This window comes from Ferruginibacter sp. (assembly GCF_028288465.1).
In the GTDB taxonomy this organism is placed as follows: domain Bacteria; phylum Bacteroidota; class Bacteroidia; order Chitinophagales; family Chitinophagaceae; genus Ferruginibacter.
Genome location: NZ_JAQBNR010000021.1, coordinates 98429 through 113933, shown reverse-complemented (window position 1 = coordinate 113933; position 15505 = coordinate 98429). Strand labels below are relative to the sequence as shown.

The following is a 15505-nucleotide window of genomic DNA, read 5'->3' as shown; positions in this document are numbered from 1 at the left end:
TAAAAAGACCTCAATGGTAAAAAAAATCATTCCACTGGCAGTGGAAATTTATAATTCGGCAGAAGAACTCAACAGGAGTGATGCTGCATTGCTGGCAAAAGCAAGAGCAGTTACAACACAAGCTTATGCGCCCTATTCCAATTTTAATGTAGGAGCGGCTGCATTGCTTACAGATGGCACCATCGTTACCGGTACCAACCAGGAAAATGCTTCTTATCCTGTCGGTATATGCGCTGAAAGAGTTTTGCTTTCTGCAGTGGCATCACAATTTACAGGGATGGGTATTACTACAATGGCCATCACCTATCATAATATAAATGGTGATAGCAGCACACCTATATCGCCCTGTGGTATCTGCAGGCAAAGTCTTACAGAATACGAAGAACGTACACACCAATCTATTCGTTTAATTTTAAGCGGCATGCAGGGCGAAGTGTATATCGTAGAAAAGGCGCAGCAGTTATTGCCGCTTAGTTTTTCGGCCATCAATATGGAGTAGTATCGTTTTTATTAAAAGAGCGTTTTCACGCCATGCGCAATTTTTGCTTCATGTTCCAGCAACCAGCGCTTGCGCCACAATCCGCCACCATACCCAGTTAAAGTGCCGTTACTGCCGATAACACGGTGACAGGGAACAACAATACTCAATTGATTTTTACCATTGGTCGTGCCTACTGCACGGATTGCTTTTACATCGCCTGTGCGTTTGGATAATTCCATATAACTGATGGTTTGGCCGTACGGAATTTGAGTTAGTGCCAACCATATTTTTTGTTGAAAAGAAGTTCCGTTTTGCTGAAATGGCAAATCAAATTGTCTCCGTGTTCCTTCAAAATATTCGTTCAATTGAAGGATACATTTATGTATCAGTTCATCATTAGAGGTATTGCTGTTTGCAAATGGTTGGATTTTCTTTTCATCTTTAAAAAGAAGTGCAGTAATTGCATCATCCATGGCCTCAATTAAAATTGTTCCAACCGGAGAATCATAATACGCACTGATTTTCGTCATAAAAATATATTGATAAATTTAAATGAATTAATATTGCCAAAGAAAAAAATACGATTTCTTTGACAAGGAAATGATTAAGAAAATATGAGTACCGTAAAAGCTGAAACCAGATTTATAGAAAAAGCTATGAATGCAATTGCCGATCCCTGCCGGCTATCTATCCTGCAGGAAATATCCCGCAAAGGTGAGATGTGTTGTGGTGATGTACAGCAACTGACCGGGCTTTCACAGCCCACTTGTTCTCACCATATCAAGTTGCTGGCAGATAGTGAACTGGTGGCCTGCCGCAAAGATGGTCGCAATCATTATTTTACTTTAAATAAAAGCAACTTTAAAAAAGTAAGTATTTTTTTAGAACGTTTTTGCGAGGTTTAACCAATGCGGCAGCCGTTTGTAACCGGTAATGAAGGCTGTAACAATACTACTGCTCCCTGCTGATTGTATACGCCCAGCACAAGGCATTCGCTGAAAAAATTGCCTATTTGTTTCGGCGAAAAATTGATCACAGCTATTACCTGTTGCCCTTGCAAAACTTCCTTTGTGTACAGATTGGTAATTTGAGCCGATGACTTTTTTATCCCAAATTCTCCAAAGTCAATCGTTAGCTGGTAGGCAGGTTTTCTTGCATTTGGAAAATCGGCTACAGCAATAATAGTTCCCGTACGCATATCTATTTTTTCAAAATCATCCCAGGTGATCATTGTATTTTTTTGAGGCAAATGTATTTTGTAATATTGATACCTGAAATGATTTTATATGATACCAACAATAAAAAAAGCAAGCCTGGCCGATGTTGAAATAATAACTCCGCTGTTTGATGCCTACCGGGTTTTCTATGAACAGGCAACTGATATTACGGCTGCTGCCAATTTTCTATCGGAACGGTTATCAAAAAATGAATCCGTTATTTTTATAGCTTTCATGAATAGTGAAGCCGTGGGCTTTATACAACTCTATCCTATCTTTTCGTCTGTTTCTTTAAGAGCTACCTGGCTGTTGAATGATTTGTACGTGGCCGGAAATGCCCGTCAACAGGGCGTTGCCGCCGCTTTACTTAACCAGGCAAAATTGTTCGGTATACAAAGCAATGCCAAATGGCTGCTGCTTGAAACGGCTGCAGATAATTTTACTGCACAATCTGTTTATGAAAAAAATGGCTGGATAAAACAAACGGATTTTTTTTACCAGCTTCCGCTCGACACCTGATTGTAAAGATTAAGGGCAAATTAATTTTCTAATAAATTCACCAATTGCAACAACTCTTCCATTTTATACCTGTTGCGTTCGTCATCAAAACATTTGCTTAACTCTTCCAGTAAAAAACGGATGATGTTTTTATTGTCTCTTTGTTTAAAGTAAGATGTGGTAGGCGGTACACTTATGCGTTTAAAATAATTCTCCACGTCTTTATGAGAATAAATTTGTCCATTCAGGGGATCAATATAAAAAATTATTTTTTGTGATGCATGCGAAACGGGATTCATAAATTCATACTGCTGATCAAAATAGGCCAGGATAAATTGCCGCGGAATATTGATTGCCCTCACCGGTATATCCAGCAATTCGCATAACACCAGGTAAATAATGCCATTGCTGATGGCATTGCCTTTTTTTGTTTCAAGGGTTTTATTGATAAGAAAATCTTCCGGCTGATTATAGGCAATTTCAACCCCTTTGTGTTTGTAATAATTATATAAAATACTCGTGAGTACATTCACCTGCTCAAGTGGCGTAAGGTAGTTATTCAGTTCCAGCCAAACATTGCGACGCATTTTCTCAATTTCCTGTAAGGCTTGCAGGGACTGCATTTCAGGGTAATGGTATTGTGCTGTCAGCAGGGCACCCTGCAATAATTCGCAGCTCCCATCCTTCCAGTTTATAAAGTCGTTGGTAAGATCGCGAAAGTGTAATTTATGTATAAGTGATTCAATGCGTTCCTGTATCGGTTCACTCACTGTATTTTCCCATAAATGTTCCAGGTTGGGTATAATTGCTTTTCCAAAAGAAATTATTTTGTCGCTCACCTGGCTGTACACTTCGGTGTCGGGATCGTCTATCAAATGAAAGAGTGCTGATATTTCTTTGTTTTCTACCAAGGTATTTTATTTGATATTGAAATTCGTTAAATGCCAGTGAATAAAGAAGTTAAATTTTTCCACAGCAGTTGATATGTTGCACCAGGGAATGTCTGATGTCTGATTTTTTGATGACTGATTTTTGGGAGCTAAATGACTTGCAGTTGTTGTATAGTGTGTGATTTCTGATTTGTCTGATTTTGATGATAAGCGGGTTGATGTTAATCACCCTTTTGAAGAGAATAAACTAACAATTAATAAAGTTTGAGAAAATAAATGCTATGATTTTTTACCCAGTATATTGCATAGATAAAACAAAAAATCTATTGAAAAATAACCAGTTTAGAAATTAATAAACCAGGAAATCAGATATAGGTTTTAACTGCAGCTTATCAGCGGCGGTCATCCGGCAATGCTCCCTAAACGAAAAAAATCAGCCAATCAGAAATCAAAAAATCAGGCATGTATTTTATTTCTTTGGCGCTGCTTTCTTTGTTGCCGCCTTCTTCGGTGCTGCTTTCTTTTTCGCTGCTGTCTTTTTATCAAACGCTTTCGGATCCTGTGCTACAATCATTTTCTTTACATCATCCAGCTCAATAGTGGCCAGCTCTTCAGACGTATATTTTGCATTGTTTTTATTTAGACCCAACTTCAGCATTTTTTTGCCAAAACGGATAAAAGCGCCCCACCGCCCGTTCTCAATAGCAATTTTTTCTTCCGGCCATTGCCTGATAAAACGGTTGGCTTCTTTTTCCATTTTTTTCTCAATCAGCTCATTGCAGTCCTGTTGAGTCAGCATGTCAAAATTATATGCCCGTGGAATGTTGATGAACAAATCGTTCCATTTAATGAAAGGACCAAAACGGCCTTTGCCTTTGGTGATCGGCTTTTCATCATAGAAGCCAATAGGCGCATCTTCTTTTTGTTTGGCATTGATAATTTCAATGGCACGGTCGAGCGTAACTGACCACAAATCTTCCCCTTTTGGAATAGAAACAAATTGCTCCCCAAATTTTACATAAGGGCCGAAGCGGCCAATGTTTACACTTACTTCCGCATTTTCGTATTCACCCAGGCTGAGGGGTAGTTTAAACAGTTCCTGTGCTTCTTCCAGTGTGATGGTTTCAATACTCTGACCTGCTTTTAATTTTGCAAAACGTGGTTTTTCTTCATCGCCCTGGCTGCCGATTTGTACCATCGGACCATAACGGCCCATGCGTGCAATGATGGGTTTACCGTCTTCAGCAACACCCAACATTCTCTCGCCCACAGCTCGTTCTGCAGTTTCCAGCGTATGTGCTACACCTGTGTGAAAAGGAGTATAAAAATCGGATACCATCTTGCTCCATTGCATCTTGCCGTCCGCAATTTCATCAAACTCTTTTTCAATATTAGCAGTAAAGGAATAGTCCATCACTTTGGTAAAATGCTGGTTTAAAAAATCCGTTACTACCAAACCCAAATCGGTCGGAAATAATTTAGATTTTTCTGCGCCTGTATTTTCCTGCTCTATTAATTTTTCGATGGTATCATTTTTCAGCCTTAGGATCCTGAAATTTCTTTTTATCCCTTCCTTATCTTTCTTCTCTACATAAGTTCTTTTAATGATGGTGGAAATAGTAGGAGCGTAGGTACTCGGGCGCCCGATGCCCAGCTCTTCCATCTTTTTTACCAGTGAAGCTTCTGTATACCTTGCTGCATGTTTGGTGAATCTTTCTGTGGCCGTCATTTGGTTGAAAACCAGCTGCTGGCCCACCGTTAAATTTGGCAGGCGGCTTTCTCCTTCCTTTTCATTGCCGTCTTCTTCGTCGTCATCGGTGCCTTCCATGTATACTTTTAAAAATCCATCAAATTTCAACACTTCGCCGGTTGCAGTTAGTTCTTCATTATTGGTGCTGATGTTTATTTTGGCGGTTGTCTTTTCAAGTTCTGCATCGCTCATCTGGCTGGCAATGGTGCGTTTCCAGATTAGTTCGTACAACCGGTTTAATTCAGGATCATTGACCGTATGGTTTTCCATGTAAGTGGGGCGAATGGCTTCATGCGCTTCCTGAGCACTTTCATTTTTATTTTTGTAACGACGTATCTGCAAATATTTATCGCCATAACTTTTGGCGATCTCTGTTTTGATAGCATCCATGGCGGTTTCACCAAGGTTAACACTGTCAGTACGCATGTAGGTTATCTTTCCACTTTCGTACAATCTTTGTGCAAGCAACATAGTTTTGGAAACACCGTAGCCCAATTTTCTGCTGGCTTCCTGTTGTAAGGTACTTGTAGTGAAAGGTGCTGCAGGCGTTCGTTTGCCAGGGCGAACCTGGATATCCTTTACGGTATATTTAGCACCGATGCAGCTTTGTAAAAATTTTTCAGCGGCTTCTTCCGCGGCATATTTTCCACCTTCTGCTTTAAAAGAAACCGTTTTATTATTAAGATCGGTAGCGGCCAAAAAAGCTTCAATTTTAAAACTTCCCACGGCGGCAAACTGGTTGATCTCCCTTTCTTTTTCGGCAATTAATTTAACCGCCACGCTTTGAACACGGCCGGCACTTAGGCCACCGCTCATCCCTATCTTTCTCCATAATACGGGGCTTAATTCAAAACCTACCAGCCTGTCTACAACCCTTCTTGCCTGTTGTGCATCCACCAAATCCATGTTAATTAAACGCGGATTTTTTACGGCTTTTTCAATGGCGGGTTTGGTGATCTCATGAAAAACGATGCGCTTGGTAGTTTTTGGATCCAGGTGTAATACTTCCGCAAGGTGCCAGCTGATGCTTTCTCCCTCGCGGTCCTCATCCGATGCCAGCCATACTTCTCCGCTACTTTTTGCAAGACTTTTTAATTCCTTCACCACCTTTTCCTTATCGGCCGGTACAATATATTTGGGTTTGAAATTGTTGTTCACCTCAATGCCCATATCATTTTTTTCAAGATCCCGGATATGTCCAAAACAACTTTTTACCTGAAAATCTTTTCCTAAAATTGCTTCGATGGTTTTTGCTTTCGCAGGGGACTCCACTATTAACAGATTCTTCGCCATAATTATTTTTTTGCCCGCTGCTTTATAAAAAGCATGGGTAGATGGGTTTTATTTATCCAGCTGCAATACCTGGGCATGCAGCGAAATGAATGAATTATATTTTTTCCAACTTATGTCGTTAAGCCTTCCTGCAACTATAAATTCAGGTACTGAACTTCCTGGTCGCAATAGCCTGCGCAACTGTTGGCTAAAGAAAAACGCACTTCTTTTAAGTGAATCATTTCGCCATACACGCTATGCAATACGAAACAAATTGAACTGCAATATTAGTTCAAAATTGAAAAACCAAAATTTTTCTTGCTGAGCATACCGTTAAAAAAAGACTTAAAGAAAATCGGCAACTTTTTTCTGAACCAATTTATTGCGGTAAATGTTGCGGTGTCCCAACCCTTTTGTGATTATAAATTCAATGTTTTTGAAACCAGCTTCTTTTACTTTTAATGCATCTGAAAGCGGCGTGATATCATCATCTTCATCATGAATCCACAAAACATTTGCTGTTATATTTTTCATGGCTCTTTTGATGGAATACCACTTAACAGGATACCCGCCTTTTTCAAAAATGATCTGGTCAAATTCCGCCCTGATTACTTTGTCATCTATTTGTAATAATTTAAATGCGCTGTCAATGGCGGTTGTTGTTTCAGTAGCTGGAGCAATAAATACAATGCGGGTATTTTCATCATGCGGCATCTTTTCTAAGGCAAGGCTAAGCGCAATGCCGCCAAATGAATGGGCAATGAAACCATTCACAGGCCCGTACAATTCAATCACTTTCTCAATCATCTGGCTATACTCTTTTGCATTGATGATGCGGCCTTCACTATTGCCATGCGCAGGTGCGTCAAATGCCAGCACCTGGTATCCCTTTTCAATCATGGCTTCTATATATACATGAAAATTACTTGCGGTTGAGCCGAATCCATGCAGTACCAAAATTTTGTGTGAAACATCTTTATTCCATTGGTAACCGTTTACTTTTAAACCGTTCAGGGTAAAATGAATGCGGTCGGCCCAGTTAAACACAGTTCTGTTTTTAACTGGCGATTTTATCAAAGGCGTACAAAATAATTCGAAAGCTTGCTCAGCAGTTTTTCTTTTAGAAATATGCGACAGCACTTTAAATTTTGTTCGTATGTAACTAATTGCTAATTTTTCCTTTAATTTCATCGCTACAAAGATAATAACATGAAGGTAGTAATTGTTGGAGCCGGTAACGTGGCTACCGTTTTAGGACGACTAATCAGGGACAACGGCCATACGATTGTGCAGGTTGTTAGCCGGGCCGCCGATAATGCTGCCATTCTAGCGAACGAATTAAACTGCGCATTTACAGATAACAGTGGTATAATTGACCAATCAGCAGACTTATATCTTATAGCAGTTACCGATACGGCTATGAGCCAGCTGGACGAGCGTTATCACTTAGGCGATAAACTGGTGGTACATACCGCAGGTTCCGTATCAAAAGAAGCGCTGAAAAATATCACCAATAACTATGGTGTGTTGTACCCGCTGCAAAGCCTGCGCAAGCAAAATATGGAATTGCAACAGGATATTCCACTGCTTATAGACGGTAATACGGACGCCGCTTTGCAAACAATCCGGCAGTTTGCGGTTACCATTTCATCGAAGGTAACGCCTGCCAATGACGACCAGCGGCTTAAGCTGCATGTGGCGGCGGTACTGGTAAGTAATTTTACCAATCACCTCTACGCATTGGCGGCTGATTATTGCGATAAAGAAGGAGCTGATTTTAAATTGCTGTTACCATTAATAGAAGAAACGGCTTTGCGCCTGCGCCACTATCCCCCGCATGAAATGAGAACAGGACCGGCCGTAAGAAAGGACATCAAGACTCTGCAAAAGCACCTGAACCTGCTTGCCCGTTATCCGGCTATACATAATATATACCTGAAAATTACAGACAGTATTATGAACAACTGATGCCACTGTAAATAACCATAGTTAATCAAAAGTAGCTGGCATAAGTTCCTTACCATTAATCAACGCTGCATTTTAAACAAAATAACACCAGCATCACCGCCAGGTAAAAATAATATCGGTCTGAACCTTGTAGGGATCTTTTAGCTTGCCATTTTTGTCCACCGGGTCATCAACATATACTTCATAAGGAGGCAGTATGGATTTTTTCTTATGATCTTTCATCCAGTCCTGCAAAGCGGTGTAAGCCTGATCTGTCAGGTCATAGGGACCATAAAAATGAGCAACTATTACGCTGTCCTGGCCTATTTGTTTAATAATCGCATTTGGAGGCAGTTTGGCTGGCTTTCTGTCCACCGGTAAACCTGCTTCGAAAAAGAAAGGTGCTTTAGAGGTTTTATACCAGGCCATTGGCGGGCCTGTAACTTTCAATTTTTCTTTTTTAATAATTGCAGGCAGCTTTACGCCATAAATCTGTCCAAGCTTAAGCGCAATCCGGCCGCTGGTAGCCGCACTGTCTTTAATGCAAAGAACGGTTTGTTTTATAGAAAGGGTATCCATTATATTAATTACGGGGGCTTTTTTAACTGCAGCAGGTTCTTCTCTTTTAATAGCCGTTTTTATCACCGTATCTTTTTTTGCCTGTTGATTTTTTTTACTGTCTGCGGAGTTATTGCAGGCACTCACCACCATTAATAATGACAGAGAAAGAAATATTGAAACCATTATTTTTTGATAATTCATACAGGCTTGTTGTTTTTAAGAAGTGAAAAATAGTGAAATGCTTTTTGTTATACAAATATTTTAAAGTGTGGTAACGATATGTAATTGCCTGCCCTTTATACTGCAAAATAAACGCCAGACCTGTTATGTGGGCACTGCCTGCATCCTGATCGTTTTTATTGAAAGACAGTGCTTTCAGTTATAAGTTTTCCTAAATTGGTAATTGTACAGTAGGTTTGCATCCCGAACTTTGCAATATGTATACAATAACTTATAATTTTCAACAAAAGGGTCTTGAACCAATAACTTTTTCAGGAGTGGAAGAGGGACAGTCTCTTTTAGAAGTGGCTTTAAAAAATGATATCAATCTTCATCATAATTGTGGTGGTGTTTGCGCTTGCAGTACCTGTCATGTGTATGTAGACCAGGGAGATGAATTTCTGGAAGAGTTAAGCGACAGGGAGGAGGATTTTATTGACAGGGCGGTTAGCCCGCGTATCAACTCCAGGTTAAGCTGTCAATGTGTTTTGCAGGAAGGTGATGGAAACATTGTGGTGACCCTGCCTGACCAGACACAGTTTTTGGGAGAATAAATATTAATAACTCAATTACACAATGATTTAATTTGAAATGAAAGCGATGTTTATCTATTGCATGGTGCTTTTATTTTCAAATTGTTGAATTTTCAATTTTTCAAATTACTATAATGACGTTTGAACCTCCTATACACTGGAACGATTATGAAGATATTGCAATGAAACTGCATGAACGTTTTGGTGACGAATTTAACGAAGGTAGAATATACCGCATACGTTTTACGGACTTGCACAAATGGGTACTGGAGATACCTAATTTTGCCGGCACGCCCGAACAAAGCAATGAGGGACACCTGGAGATGATACAAAGCAGCTGGGTGTACGAATGGCGGGATAATCAAAAAAAATAGAGCGCCCCTTATTTTTGAATGCGGCCTTCCCGCCCCCAAAGTATTTTTCACTGCAATGAATATTCTAGCACTTTTTAAGCCAATAAAAACTTTTGTATTTGATGTAGACGGTGTACTCTCATCTGGCATCTTACTGCTTTTTGAAAATGAAACTGTCAGAACGACGAATATAAAAGATGGTTTTGGCTTACAGCTTGCGATCAAAAAGGGATACCGTGTACTCATCATTTCCGGGGGACAATCGAGGGCTGTAAAGCAACGTTTTGAAGGGCTTGGTATTAAAGATATTTTTCTCGGAGTACACGATAAAAAGGAAATACTGACTGAGTATGTGCAGCAACATCAGTTGAAATGGGAGGAGGTTTTATTTATGGGCGACGATATTCCTGATTACCGGGTCATGCAATTGGTTGGTTTACCCTGTTGCCCTGCAGATGCAGTTAATGAGATCAAGCAAATAGCCCGCTACATTTCTCCTCTTAATGGTGGAGATGGCTGCGGAAGGGATGTAATCGAAAAAGTACTGAAATTAAACGACCACTGGGACCTGGAAACCGGCATCGCTTCAAAATAAATTATTAAGTATTTCATCGTTTAGTTGTTGTACTTAATTTAATAACAGCAATACAACATGAAATTATTATTCGCCTTTTTTCGTTTGATCCGCTGGCCGAATCTTTTTTTTATTGCATTGACCCAATTACTTTTTTATTACTGTATTATAATCCCGATTGCTGCCCGTTTCGAGGTTAGCTTTCATCTTACCCAGCCACTCTTTTTTTTATTGATGACCGCTTCCATTTTAATCGCAGCAGCCGGCTACATTATCAATGACTATTTTGATATCAATATAGACCAGGTAAACAAGCCGGAAAAAATGGTGATCGAAAAAATTATTAAACGCCGATGGGCCATTTTCTGGCACTGGACAATCACTACCGTTGGATTAATTATCAGCCTTTATGTTTCTTATCAAACAAGTTTTATAATCATCATTGCAAATGTGATTTGTACATTGCTATTGTGGTTTTATTCTACCACCTTTAAAAAGCAATTATTAACTGGCAATGTCATTATTTCGATGCTGACAGCGTGGACGGTGCTGGTATTGTATTTTGCCATCGGCGATACGTTTCACCTTTTTTCGGCACCTGACGCTAATTTTTTTGCAGCCACAAATCGCATATTTAAATACGCTGTATTGTACGCAGGCTTTGCCTTTATTATTTCCCTGGTTAGAGAAGTTGTAAAAGATATCGAGGATATGGAAGGTGATGCAAAATATCGTTGTAATACTATGCCTATTGCATGGGGCGTACCAGCATCAAAGGTATTTGCCGGGGTTTGGCTGGCAGTGTTGATAGGCGCTTTACTGATTTTACAATTTTATGCATTTCAGCAGCGATGGTGGGTGACTGCTGTCTACTGTTTTTTATTAGTGCTATTACCATTGATTTGGATTTTACGTAAATTGTATGTTGCTCAGAATACTGCACAATACCATCAGTTAAGCAGCTTTATAAAAATTATAATGCTTACCGGTATTTTGTCGATACTTTTTTTCAGATGGTATATTTGACCATTAAGCCCCTTGGCCTTTTAAATTCAAAATAATCGTTAGAATGAGTCTTTCTTTGTCACAAGGATCTCAATCCGGATCTTCAGTAAAAAAAATTATTCTGGCATCTCAATCGCCCCGCCGCAAGCAGCTGCTTGAATGGGCAGAAGTTCCCTTTGATATCATAATCCAGGCCACAGACGAATCATATCCTGCTCATTTACCCCCTGACGAAATTGCCATTCACATTGCAAGAAACAAAGCGCTCGCTGTTGAACAGCTGCATCACCCTGTTTTACCAATACTTGCTGCAGATACCATTGTGGTATTAAAGGATGAAATCATTGGGAAACCCGCCTGCAGGGAAGATGCGATCCAGATTTTAGAAAAACTTTCCGGGCAAAAGCATGCCGTAATTACTGGTGTTGTTATATTAAAGGAAGGTAAAGAGATTGCTTTTGCAGACATCACTGAAGTTGAGTTTCACAACTTGAGTATTGAGCAAATTGAATTTTATGTTGATAAATATAAGCCGTATGATAAAGCCGGTGCGTATGCAATACAGGAATGGATTGGTGTTACCGGCATAAAGTCAATTAACGGTGATTTTTACAACGTTATGGGACTGCCGGTAAGCAGGGTAGTGCAGGCGCTATTGCAATGTTGACTTTGATTTTGTAGCTTGATAGAAATTCTGATCCTGCTCATTTTTAAAATCATTGTCATGACGGAAAAATTGCTGCAATATATCTGGCAGTTTCAACATTTTAATGCCGCGTTGCTAACAACCACAGAAAATGAAAACTTGCGGATCAATTCGCCTGGCGCACTAAACACCAATCAAGGTCCCGATTTTCTGAATGCCAACATAAAAGTAGGCGACACAACCTGGGCCGGCAATGTTGAACTGCATCTGAAATCAACAGACTGGACAAGCCATCAGCATAGCAAAGACAAAAATTATAACAATGTTATCCTGCATGTAGTATGGCAGGATGATGGTAATGTTGAAGCCAGTTTTCCTGTTCTTGAACTTCAAAACAGGGTATCCAAAATTTTATTGAACCGCTATGACGAATGGATGAATGCAGCAACATTTATCGCCTGTGAAAAAAACATTCACCAGGTAAATGAACTGGCATGGAAAAGCTGGACTGATCGTTTACTTGCAGAACGGCTGCAAAATAAATCAACCATTATTTTTGATTACCTTAAAGAAAATAACAACCATTGGGAAGAAACATTCTGGTGGTTGCTGGCTTACAATTTTGGCATAAAAGTCAACAGCGAAGCCTTTGAAAAAATTGCCCGGTCGCTGCCGGTTGTATTGTTGGCAAAGCATAAAAACCAGATTCACCAATTGGAAGCGTTATTGTTTGGGCAGGCAGGTTTATTAGATGGTGATTTCAACGAAACATATCCATCCATGCTGCAGAAAGAATACGGGTTTTATAAAAACAAATATAAGCTGCAACGGGTACAAGCTGCTTTATATTTTTTAAGAATGCGGCCTGCAAATTTTCCATCCATCAGGCTGGCTCAACTGGCAATGCTCATTAACAAAAGCCTGCATTTATTTTCTGTAATCCGGGAAGCCACATCATTAAAAGAAATAAAAGATTTGTTAAATGTTACCGCCAACGACTACTGGCATTATCATTATATTTTTGATGAGCCTTCCACTTTTAAAACAAAGCATTTGGGGAACCAGATGGTGAATAATGTATTAATAAACACTATTATCCCTATTGTATTTGCTTATGGTGTTTATAACCGGGAAGAGCTGTATAAAGAAAAAGCACTACAATGGATGGAACAAATTACAGCAGAAAAAAACAATATCACCAACGCATACATGCAGGTGGGTATACAAAATAACAACGCTTTCGATTCGCAGGCACTCATCCAGTTAAAAAATGAATACTGTAACCGGAAGCGTTGCCTGGAATGCGCTGTAGGCAATAGCTTGCTGAAAAGTTACAGCCAGTTATAGCTGGCGTTAATTACCACATCGGGGTGTAAACTTTTTATAACGGGGCAGTTATCGCCTACTCTTTGTAAAATAATCTTTTCTTTTTCTTCCAGTTGTAAAGTAGCAGGAAAATTTAGTTCCACATCAATTTTAGCAATTCTCCTTGGATCGCTTGCCATATGTTTTTTTACATTTAGGGTGGTATTTTTTAATTCAATCCCCATGTCGGTCGCCTTCATAGCCATTGTTGTAATCATACAGGTTGCCAATGCGGTACATACTAAATCAGTAGGAGAAAACCTTTCACCCTTTCCCCTGTTATCTGTAGGAGCGTCTGTTTCTATCAAAGAATTGCTTTGCAAATGGCGGGCGTTGCATCTTAAATTACCTTCATATTGAATCGTTGCTGTCATTGTACTATTTTTGTATAAATTTACTGAAGTAAAAAGTTATCATGCGCAAAATATTTTTCGTTATTCTGTCCGTATTAGCTACCTCTGGTTTACTTGCCCAACAAACTAAAAAAGATAAAAAAGAGGAGCATCGTCAAAAAATTAATGCATTGATACGGCAGGAAGAAGAGGGTGTAATCACTTATACAAAACATACCGCCTTTGGATTTAAACTTACCAATGATGGGTACGGGGGATTTATGGAAATAGGCCGGGCACAGTCCATAACAAAATCGCTGTTGTTTCAGCTGGACATTGCTGAACGCAAGCACACAAAGGAAGACAAACAAACCAACCAGATGTATGCGGGACCTTCACTTATTTTTGGTAAAATAAACTTTTTCTACCCCGTAAAATTGGGCGTACAGCAACAGATATTACTGGGTAATAAAAGCAATAAAAACGGCGTAAGTATAACAGCCAATTTTGGCGGCGGAGCTTCACTTGGTTTATTGAGGCCTTATTATCTCGATATTTTTGATACAACCAGTTCACCTGTTCAACGTAAGTCTATTAGATACGAAAGCGCAGACAGCAATATCTTCAGTTCAAGTTCTATGCTTTATTACCTGCAGGCAACAGGACCAAGTTTTACCAAAGGATGGAGCAATTTAAAATTAACGCCGGGGGCATACGCAAAAGCTGCTTTACGGTTCGACTATGGCCGCTACAATGAGGTAGTAAGTGCCATCGAAGTTGGAATAACGGCTGAGCTGTATGCAAAAAAAATTCCACAAATTGTAAATGTGGCACCCAGGAATTTATTTGTGAACCTATACGTTTCCGTATTGTTTGGTAAAAGAAAATAGGAAGTATTTAGCAGAAAAATTAATTTTTTACAATTATAAAATAATTGAATGACAGAGTTGCCCGTGTTAAATGAAGCTGCAGAACCCAAAATAAAAAAGCCTGACTGGCTAAGGGTTAAATTACCCATTGGAGAAGATTACCGGCACGTTAGAAGTTTGGTGGATACCCATAAATTGCATACCATTTGTGAAAGTGGTAATTGCCCTAACATGGGTGAGTGTTGGGGAGAAGGAACTGCTACTTTTATGATTCTCGGAAATATTTGTACAAGAAGCTGCGGCTTTTGTGCGGTGGCTACCGGCAGGCCAGAACCTGTTGACTGGGATGAACCTCAGCGGGTGGCGGAAGCCATCAACCTGATGAAAGTAAAACATGCAGTCGTTACATCGGTTGACAGGGATGAAATTGCCGATGGTGGTTCTATTATCTGGTTCAATACCATCAAGGCAATAAAGGCTCTAAACCCTTCAACTACACTGGAAACACTGATACCTGATTTTAAGGCCGAAGCAGCAAACATCCAGCGAATAATAGATGCAGCACCCGAGGTAGTTTCTCACAATATAGAAACGGTAGAAAGGTTAACCCGGCAGGTGCGTATACAGGCCAAATACTGGCGCAGTATGGAAACCCTGCGTATTTTGAAAAAGGGTGGCATGCGTACCAAAAGCGGTATCATGCTGGGGCTTGGCGAAGTAAAAGAAGAAGTGGTGCAAACCATGCAGGATTTGAGAGACAGCGAGGTAGACGTTATTACAATTGGCCAATACCTGCAGCCAAGTAAGAAACATTTGCAGGTGCAGCGTTTCATACATCCTGATGAGTTTAAAGAGTTGAGAGAAATTGGCTATGAGATGGGCTTTGATTATGTAGAGAGCGGACCATTGGTGCGTTCGTCTTACCATAGCGATAAACACGTGATAGCAGGGTGGGGCAGAAATAAATGGATCGAAGAAAAAAATAGTAATTAA

Annotated in this window: 19 protein-coding genes; 12 read left to right on the top strand and 7 right to left on the bottom strand. The window is 39.8% G+C overall.

The window, feature by feature from the left end; genetic code table 11:
• Window positions 1-13: 13 nt before the first annotated feature.
• Window positions 14-499 (top strand): cytidine deaminase, encoded by a 486-nt coding sequence (locus tag JWR61_RS09670; protein ID WP_301927619.1) that lies wholly within the window; start codon window positions 14-16, stop codon window positions 497-499.
• A gap of 11 nt (window positions 500-510) precedes the next feature.
• On the opposite strand, the gene JWR61_RS09665 is transcribed toward JWR61_RS09670, so the two are convergent.
• Window positions 511-1011, bottom strand: a complete 501-nt coding sequence (locus tag JWR61_RS09665) for a methylated-DNA--[protein]-cysteine S-methyltransferase (RefSeq protein ID WP_301927618.1) — start codon at window positions 1009-1011, stop codon at window positions 511-513.
• An 84-nt stretch (window positions 1012-1095) separates the two neighbouring features.
• Here JWR61_RS09665 and JWR61_RS09660 point away from each other — a divergent pair, with 84 nt between their 5' ends.
• On the top strand, window positions 1096-1386 hold the full coding sequence (locus JWR61_RS09660) for a helix-turn-helix transcriptional regulator (protein WP_301927617.1): 291 nt from the start codon (window positions 1096-1098) through the stop codon (window positions 1384-1386).
• Here the strand turns inward: JWR61_RS09660 and JWR61_RS09655 are convergent.
• Entirely contained in the window at window positions 1383-1712 is a 330-nt protein-coding gene (locus JWR61_RS09655) for a tRNA-binding protein (protein ID WP_290337601.1), read from the bottom strand. The genes JWR61_RS09660 and JWR61_RS09655 overlap by 4 nt on opposite strands.
• A 55-nt stretch (window positions 1713-1767) precedes the next feature.
• Between JWR61_RS09655 and JWR61_RS09650 the strand changes: the two genes are divergently transcribed.
• A complete protein-coding gene (locus JWR61_RS09650) occupies window positions 1768-2217 on the top strand; it encodes an N-acetyltransferase (RefSeq protein ID WP_301927616.1) in 450 nt (149 codons plus the stop codon).
• A 20-nt stretch (window positions 2218-2237) separates the two neighbouring features.
• On the opposite strand, the gene JWR61_RS09645 is transcribed toward JWR61_RS09650, so the two are convergent.
• From JWR61_RS09645 to JWR61_RS09635, 3 genes are all read right to left on the bottom strand, one after another.
• Complete coding sequence (locus tag JWR61_RS09645) at window positions 2238-3107, bottom strand: transglutaminase-like domain-containing protein (RefSeq protein ID WP_301927615.1); 870 nt, start codon at window positions 3105-3107, stop codon at window positions 2238-2240.
• Between the two features lie 448 nt (window positions 3108-3555).
• Complete coding sequence (gene topA / locus JWR61_RS09640; RefSeq protein ID WP_301927614.1) at window positions 3556-6129, bottom strand: type I DNA topoisomerase; 2574 nt, start codon at window positions 6127-6129, stop codon at window positions 3556-3558.
• Window positions 6130-6453: 324 nt separating this feature from the next.
• Window positions 6454-7299: an alpha/beta hydrolase gene (locus JWR61_RS09635; protein WP_301927613.1), complete on the bottom strand. Its 846-nt coding sequence runs from the start codon at window positions 7297-7299 to the stop codon at window positions 6454-6456.
• Between the two features lie 18 nt (window positions 7300-7317).
• Here JWR61_RS09635 and JWR61_RS09630 point away from each other — a divergent pair, with 18 nt between their 5' ends.
• On the top strand, window positions 7318-8076 hold the full coding sequence (locus JWR61_RS09630; RefSeq protein ID WP_301927612.1) for a Rossmann-like and DUF2520 domain-containing protein: 759 nt from the start codon (window positions 7318-7320) through the stop codon (window positions 8074-8076).
• A 93-nt stretch (window positions 8077-8169) separates the two neighbouring features.
• Here JWR61_RS09630 and JWR61_RS09625 read toward each other — a convergent pair whose 3' ends face one another.
• Entirely contained in the window at window positions 8170-8817 is a 648-nt protein-coding gene (locus JWR61_RS09625; RefSeq protein ID WP_301927611.1) for a hypothetical protein, read from the bottom strand.
• A gap of 236 nt (window positions 8818-9053) precedes the next feature.
• Between JWR61_RS09625 and JWR61_RS09620 the strand changes: the two genes are divergently transcribed.
• The 6 genes from JWR61_RS09620 to JWR61_RS09595 all read left to right on the top strand — a co-directional run bounded on the left by JWR61_RS09620 (window position 9054) and on the right by JWR61_RS09595 (window position 13293).
• Window positions 9054-9389: a 2Fe-2S iron-sulfur cluster-binding protein gene (locus tag JWR61_RS09620; RefSeq protein ID WP_290337594.1), complete on the top strand. Its 336-nt coding sequence runs from the start codon at window positions 9054-9056 to the stop codon at window positions 9387-9389.
• A 113-nt stretch (window positions 9390-9502) separates the two neighbouring features.
• Entirely contained in the window at window positions 9503-9742 is a 240-nt protein-coding gene (iscX, locus tag JWR61_RS09615; protein ID WP_290337593.1) for a Fe-S cluster assembly protein IscX, read from the top strand.
• Between the two features lie 55 nt (window positions 9743-9797).
• The gene (locus JWR61_RS09610) at window positions 9798-10316 is read left to right on the top strand and encodes an HAD family hydrolase (protein ID WP_301927610.1); all 519 of its coding nucleotides are present in this window, start codon (window positions 9798-9800) and stop codon (window positions 10314-10316) included.
• 57 nt (window positions 10317-10373) lie between these two features.
• Window positions 10374-11321, top strand: a complete 948-nt coding sequence (locus tag JWR61_RS09605) for a geranylgeranylglycerol-phosphate geranylgeranyltransferase (RefSeq protein WP_301927609.1) — start codon at window positions 10374-10376, stop codon at window positions 11319-11321.
• Window positions 11322-11364: 43 nt separating this feature from the next.
• Entirely contained in the window at window positions 11365-11967 is a 603-nt protein-coding gene (locus tag JWR61_RS09600; RefSeq protein ID WP_301927608.1) for a Maf family nucleotide pyrophosphatase, read from the top strand.
• 57 nt (window positions 11968-12024) lie between these two features.
• A complete protein-coding gene (locus tag JWR61_RS09595) occupies window positions 12025-13293 on the top strand; it encodes a DUF2851 family protein (RefSeq protein ID WP_301927607.1) in 1269 nt (422 codons plus the stop codon).
• Here JWR61_RS09595 and JWR61_RS09590 read toward each other — a convergent pair.
• Window positions 13278-13685 carry an OsmC family protein gene (locus tag JWR61_RS09590; RefSeq protein WP_301927606.1) on the bottom strand — a complete coding sequence of 136 codons (408 nt, stop codon included), beginning with the start codon at window positions 13683-13685 and terminating at the stop codon, window positions 13278-13280. The two genes, JWR61_RS09595 and JWR61_RS09590, sit on opposite strands and share 16 nt — an antisense overlap.
• 41 nt (window positions 13686-13726) lie before the next feature.
• Here JWR61_RS09590 and JWR61_RS09585 point away from each other — a divergent pair, with 41 nt between their 5' ends.
• The gene (locus JWR61_RS09585; RefSeq protein ID WP_301927605.1) at window positions 13727-14533 is read left to right on the top strand and encodes a hypothetical protein; all 807 of its coding nucleotides are present in this window, start codon (window positions 13727-13729) and stop codon (window positions 14531-14533) included.
• 48 nt (window positions 14534-14581) lie between these two features.
• A complete protein-coding gene (gene lipA / locus JWR61_RS09580) occupies window positions 14582-15505 on the top strand; it encodes a lipoyl synthase (protein WP_301927604.1) in 924 nt (307 codons plus the stop codon).

What these genes read in the sequence shown, in the direction of transcription:
- lipA (WP_301927604.1), top strand. Translation starts at nt 14,582, where the DNA reads ATGACAGAGTTGCCCGTGTTAAATGAAGCTGCAGAACCCAAAATAAAA.
- JWR61_RS09620 (WP_290337594.1), top strand. Translation starts at nt 9,054, where the DNA reads ATGTATACAATAACTTATAATTTTCAACAAAAGGGTCTTGAACCAATA.
- JWR61_RS09595 (WP_301927607.1), top strand. Translation starts at nt 12,025, where the DNA reads ATGACGGAAAAATTGCTGCAATATATCTGGCAGTTTCAACATTTTAAT.
- JWR61_RS09630 (WP_301927612.1), top strand. Translation starts at nt 7,318, where the DNA reads ATGAAGGTAGTAATTGTTGGAGCCGGTAACGTGGCTACCGTTTTAGGA.
- topA (WP_301927614.1), bottom strand. Translation starts at nt 6,129, where the DNA reads ATGGCGAAGAATCTGTTAATAGTGGAGTCCCCTGCGAAAGCAAAAACC.
- JWR61_RS09625 (WP_301927611.1), bottom strand. Translation starts at nt 8,817, where the DNA reads ATGAATTATCAAAAAATAATGGTTTCAATATTTCTTTCTCTGTCATTA.
- JWR61_RS09655 (WP_290337601.1), bottom strand. Translation starts at nt 1,712, where the DNA reads ATGATCACCTGGGATGATTTTGAAAAAATAGATATGCGTACGGGAACT.
- JWR61_RS09590 (WP_301927606.1), bottom strand. Translation starts at nt 13,685, where the DNA reads ATGACAGCAACGATTCAATATGAAGGTAATTTAAGATGCAACGCCCGC.
- iscX (WP_290337593.1), top strand. Translation starts at nt 9,503, where the DNA reads ATGACGTTTGAACCTCCTATACACTGGAACGATTATGAAGATATTGCA.
- JWR61_RS09635 (WP_301927613.1), bottom strand. Translation starts at nt 7,299, where the DNA reads ATGAAATTAAAGGAAAAATTAGCAATTAGTTACATACGAACAAAATTT.
- JWR61_RS09665 (WP_301927618.1), bottom strand. Translation starts at nt 1,011, where the DNA reads ATGACGAAAATCAGTGCGTATTATGATTCTCCGGTTGGAACAATTTTA.
- JWR61_RS09660 (WP_301927617.1), top strand. Translation starts at nt 1,096, where the DNA reads ATGAGTACCGTAAAAGCTGAAACCAGATTTATAGAAAAAGCTATGAAT.
- JWR61_RS09600 (WP_301927608.1), top strand. Translation starts at nt 11,365, where the DNA reads ATGAGTCTTTCTTTGTCACAAGGATCTCAATCCGGATCTTCAGTAAAA.
- JWR61_RS09610 (WP_301927610.1), top strand. Translation starts at nt 9,798, where the DNA reads ATGAATATTCTAGCACTTTTTAAGCCAATAAAAACTTTTGTATTTGAT.
- JWR61_RS09670 (WP_301927619.1), top strand. Translation starts at nt 14, where the DNA reads ATGGTAAAAAAAATCATTCCACTGGCAGTGGAAATTTATAATTCGGCA.
- JWR61_RS09650 (WP_301927616.1), top strand. Translation starts at nt 1,768, where the DNA reads ATGATACCAACAATAAAAAAAGCAAGCCTGGCCGATGTTGAAATAATA.
- JWR61_RS09585 (WP_301927605.1), top strand. Translation starts at nt 13,727, where the DNA reads ATGCGCAAAATATTTTTCGTTATTCTGTCCGTATTAGCTACCTCTGGT.
- JWR61_RS09605 (WP_301927609.1), top strand. Translation starts at nt 10,374, where the DNA reads ATGAAATTATTATTCGCCTTTTTTCGTTTGATCCGCTGGCCGAATCTT.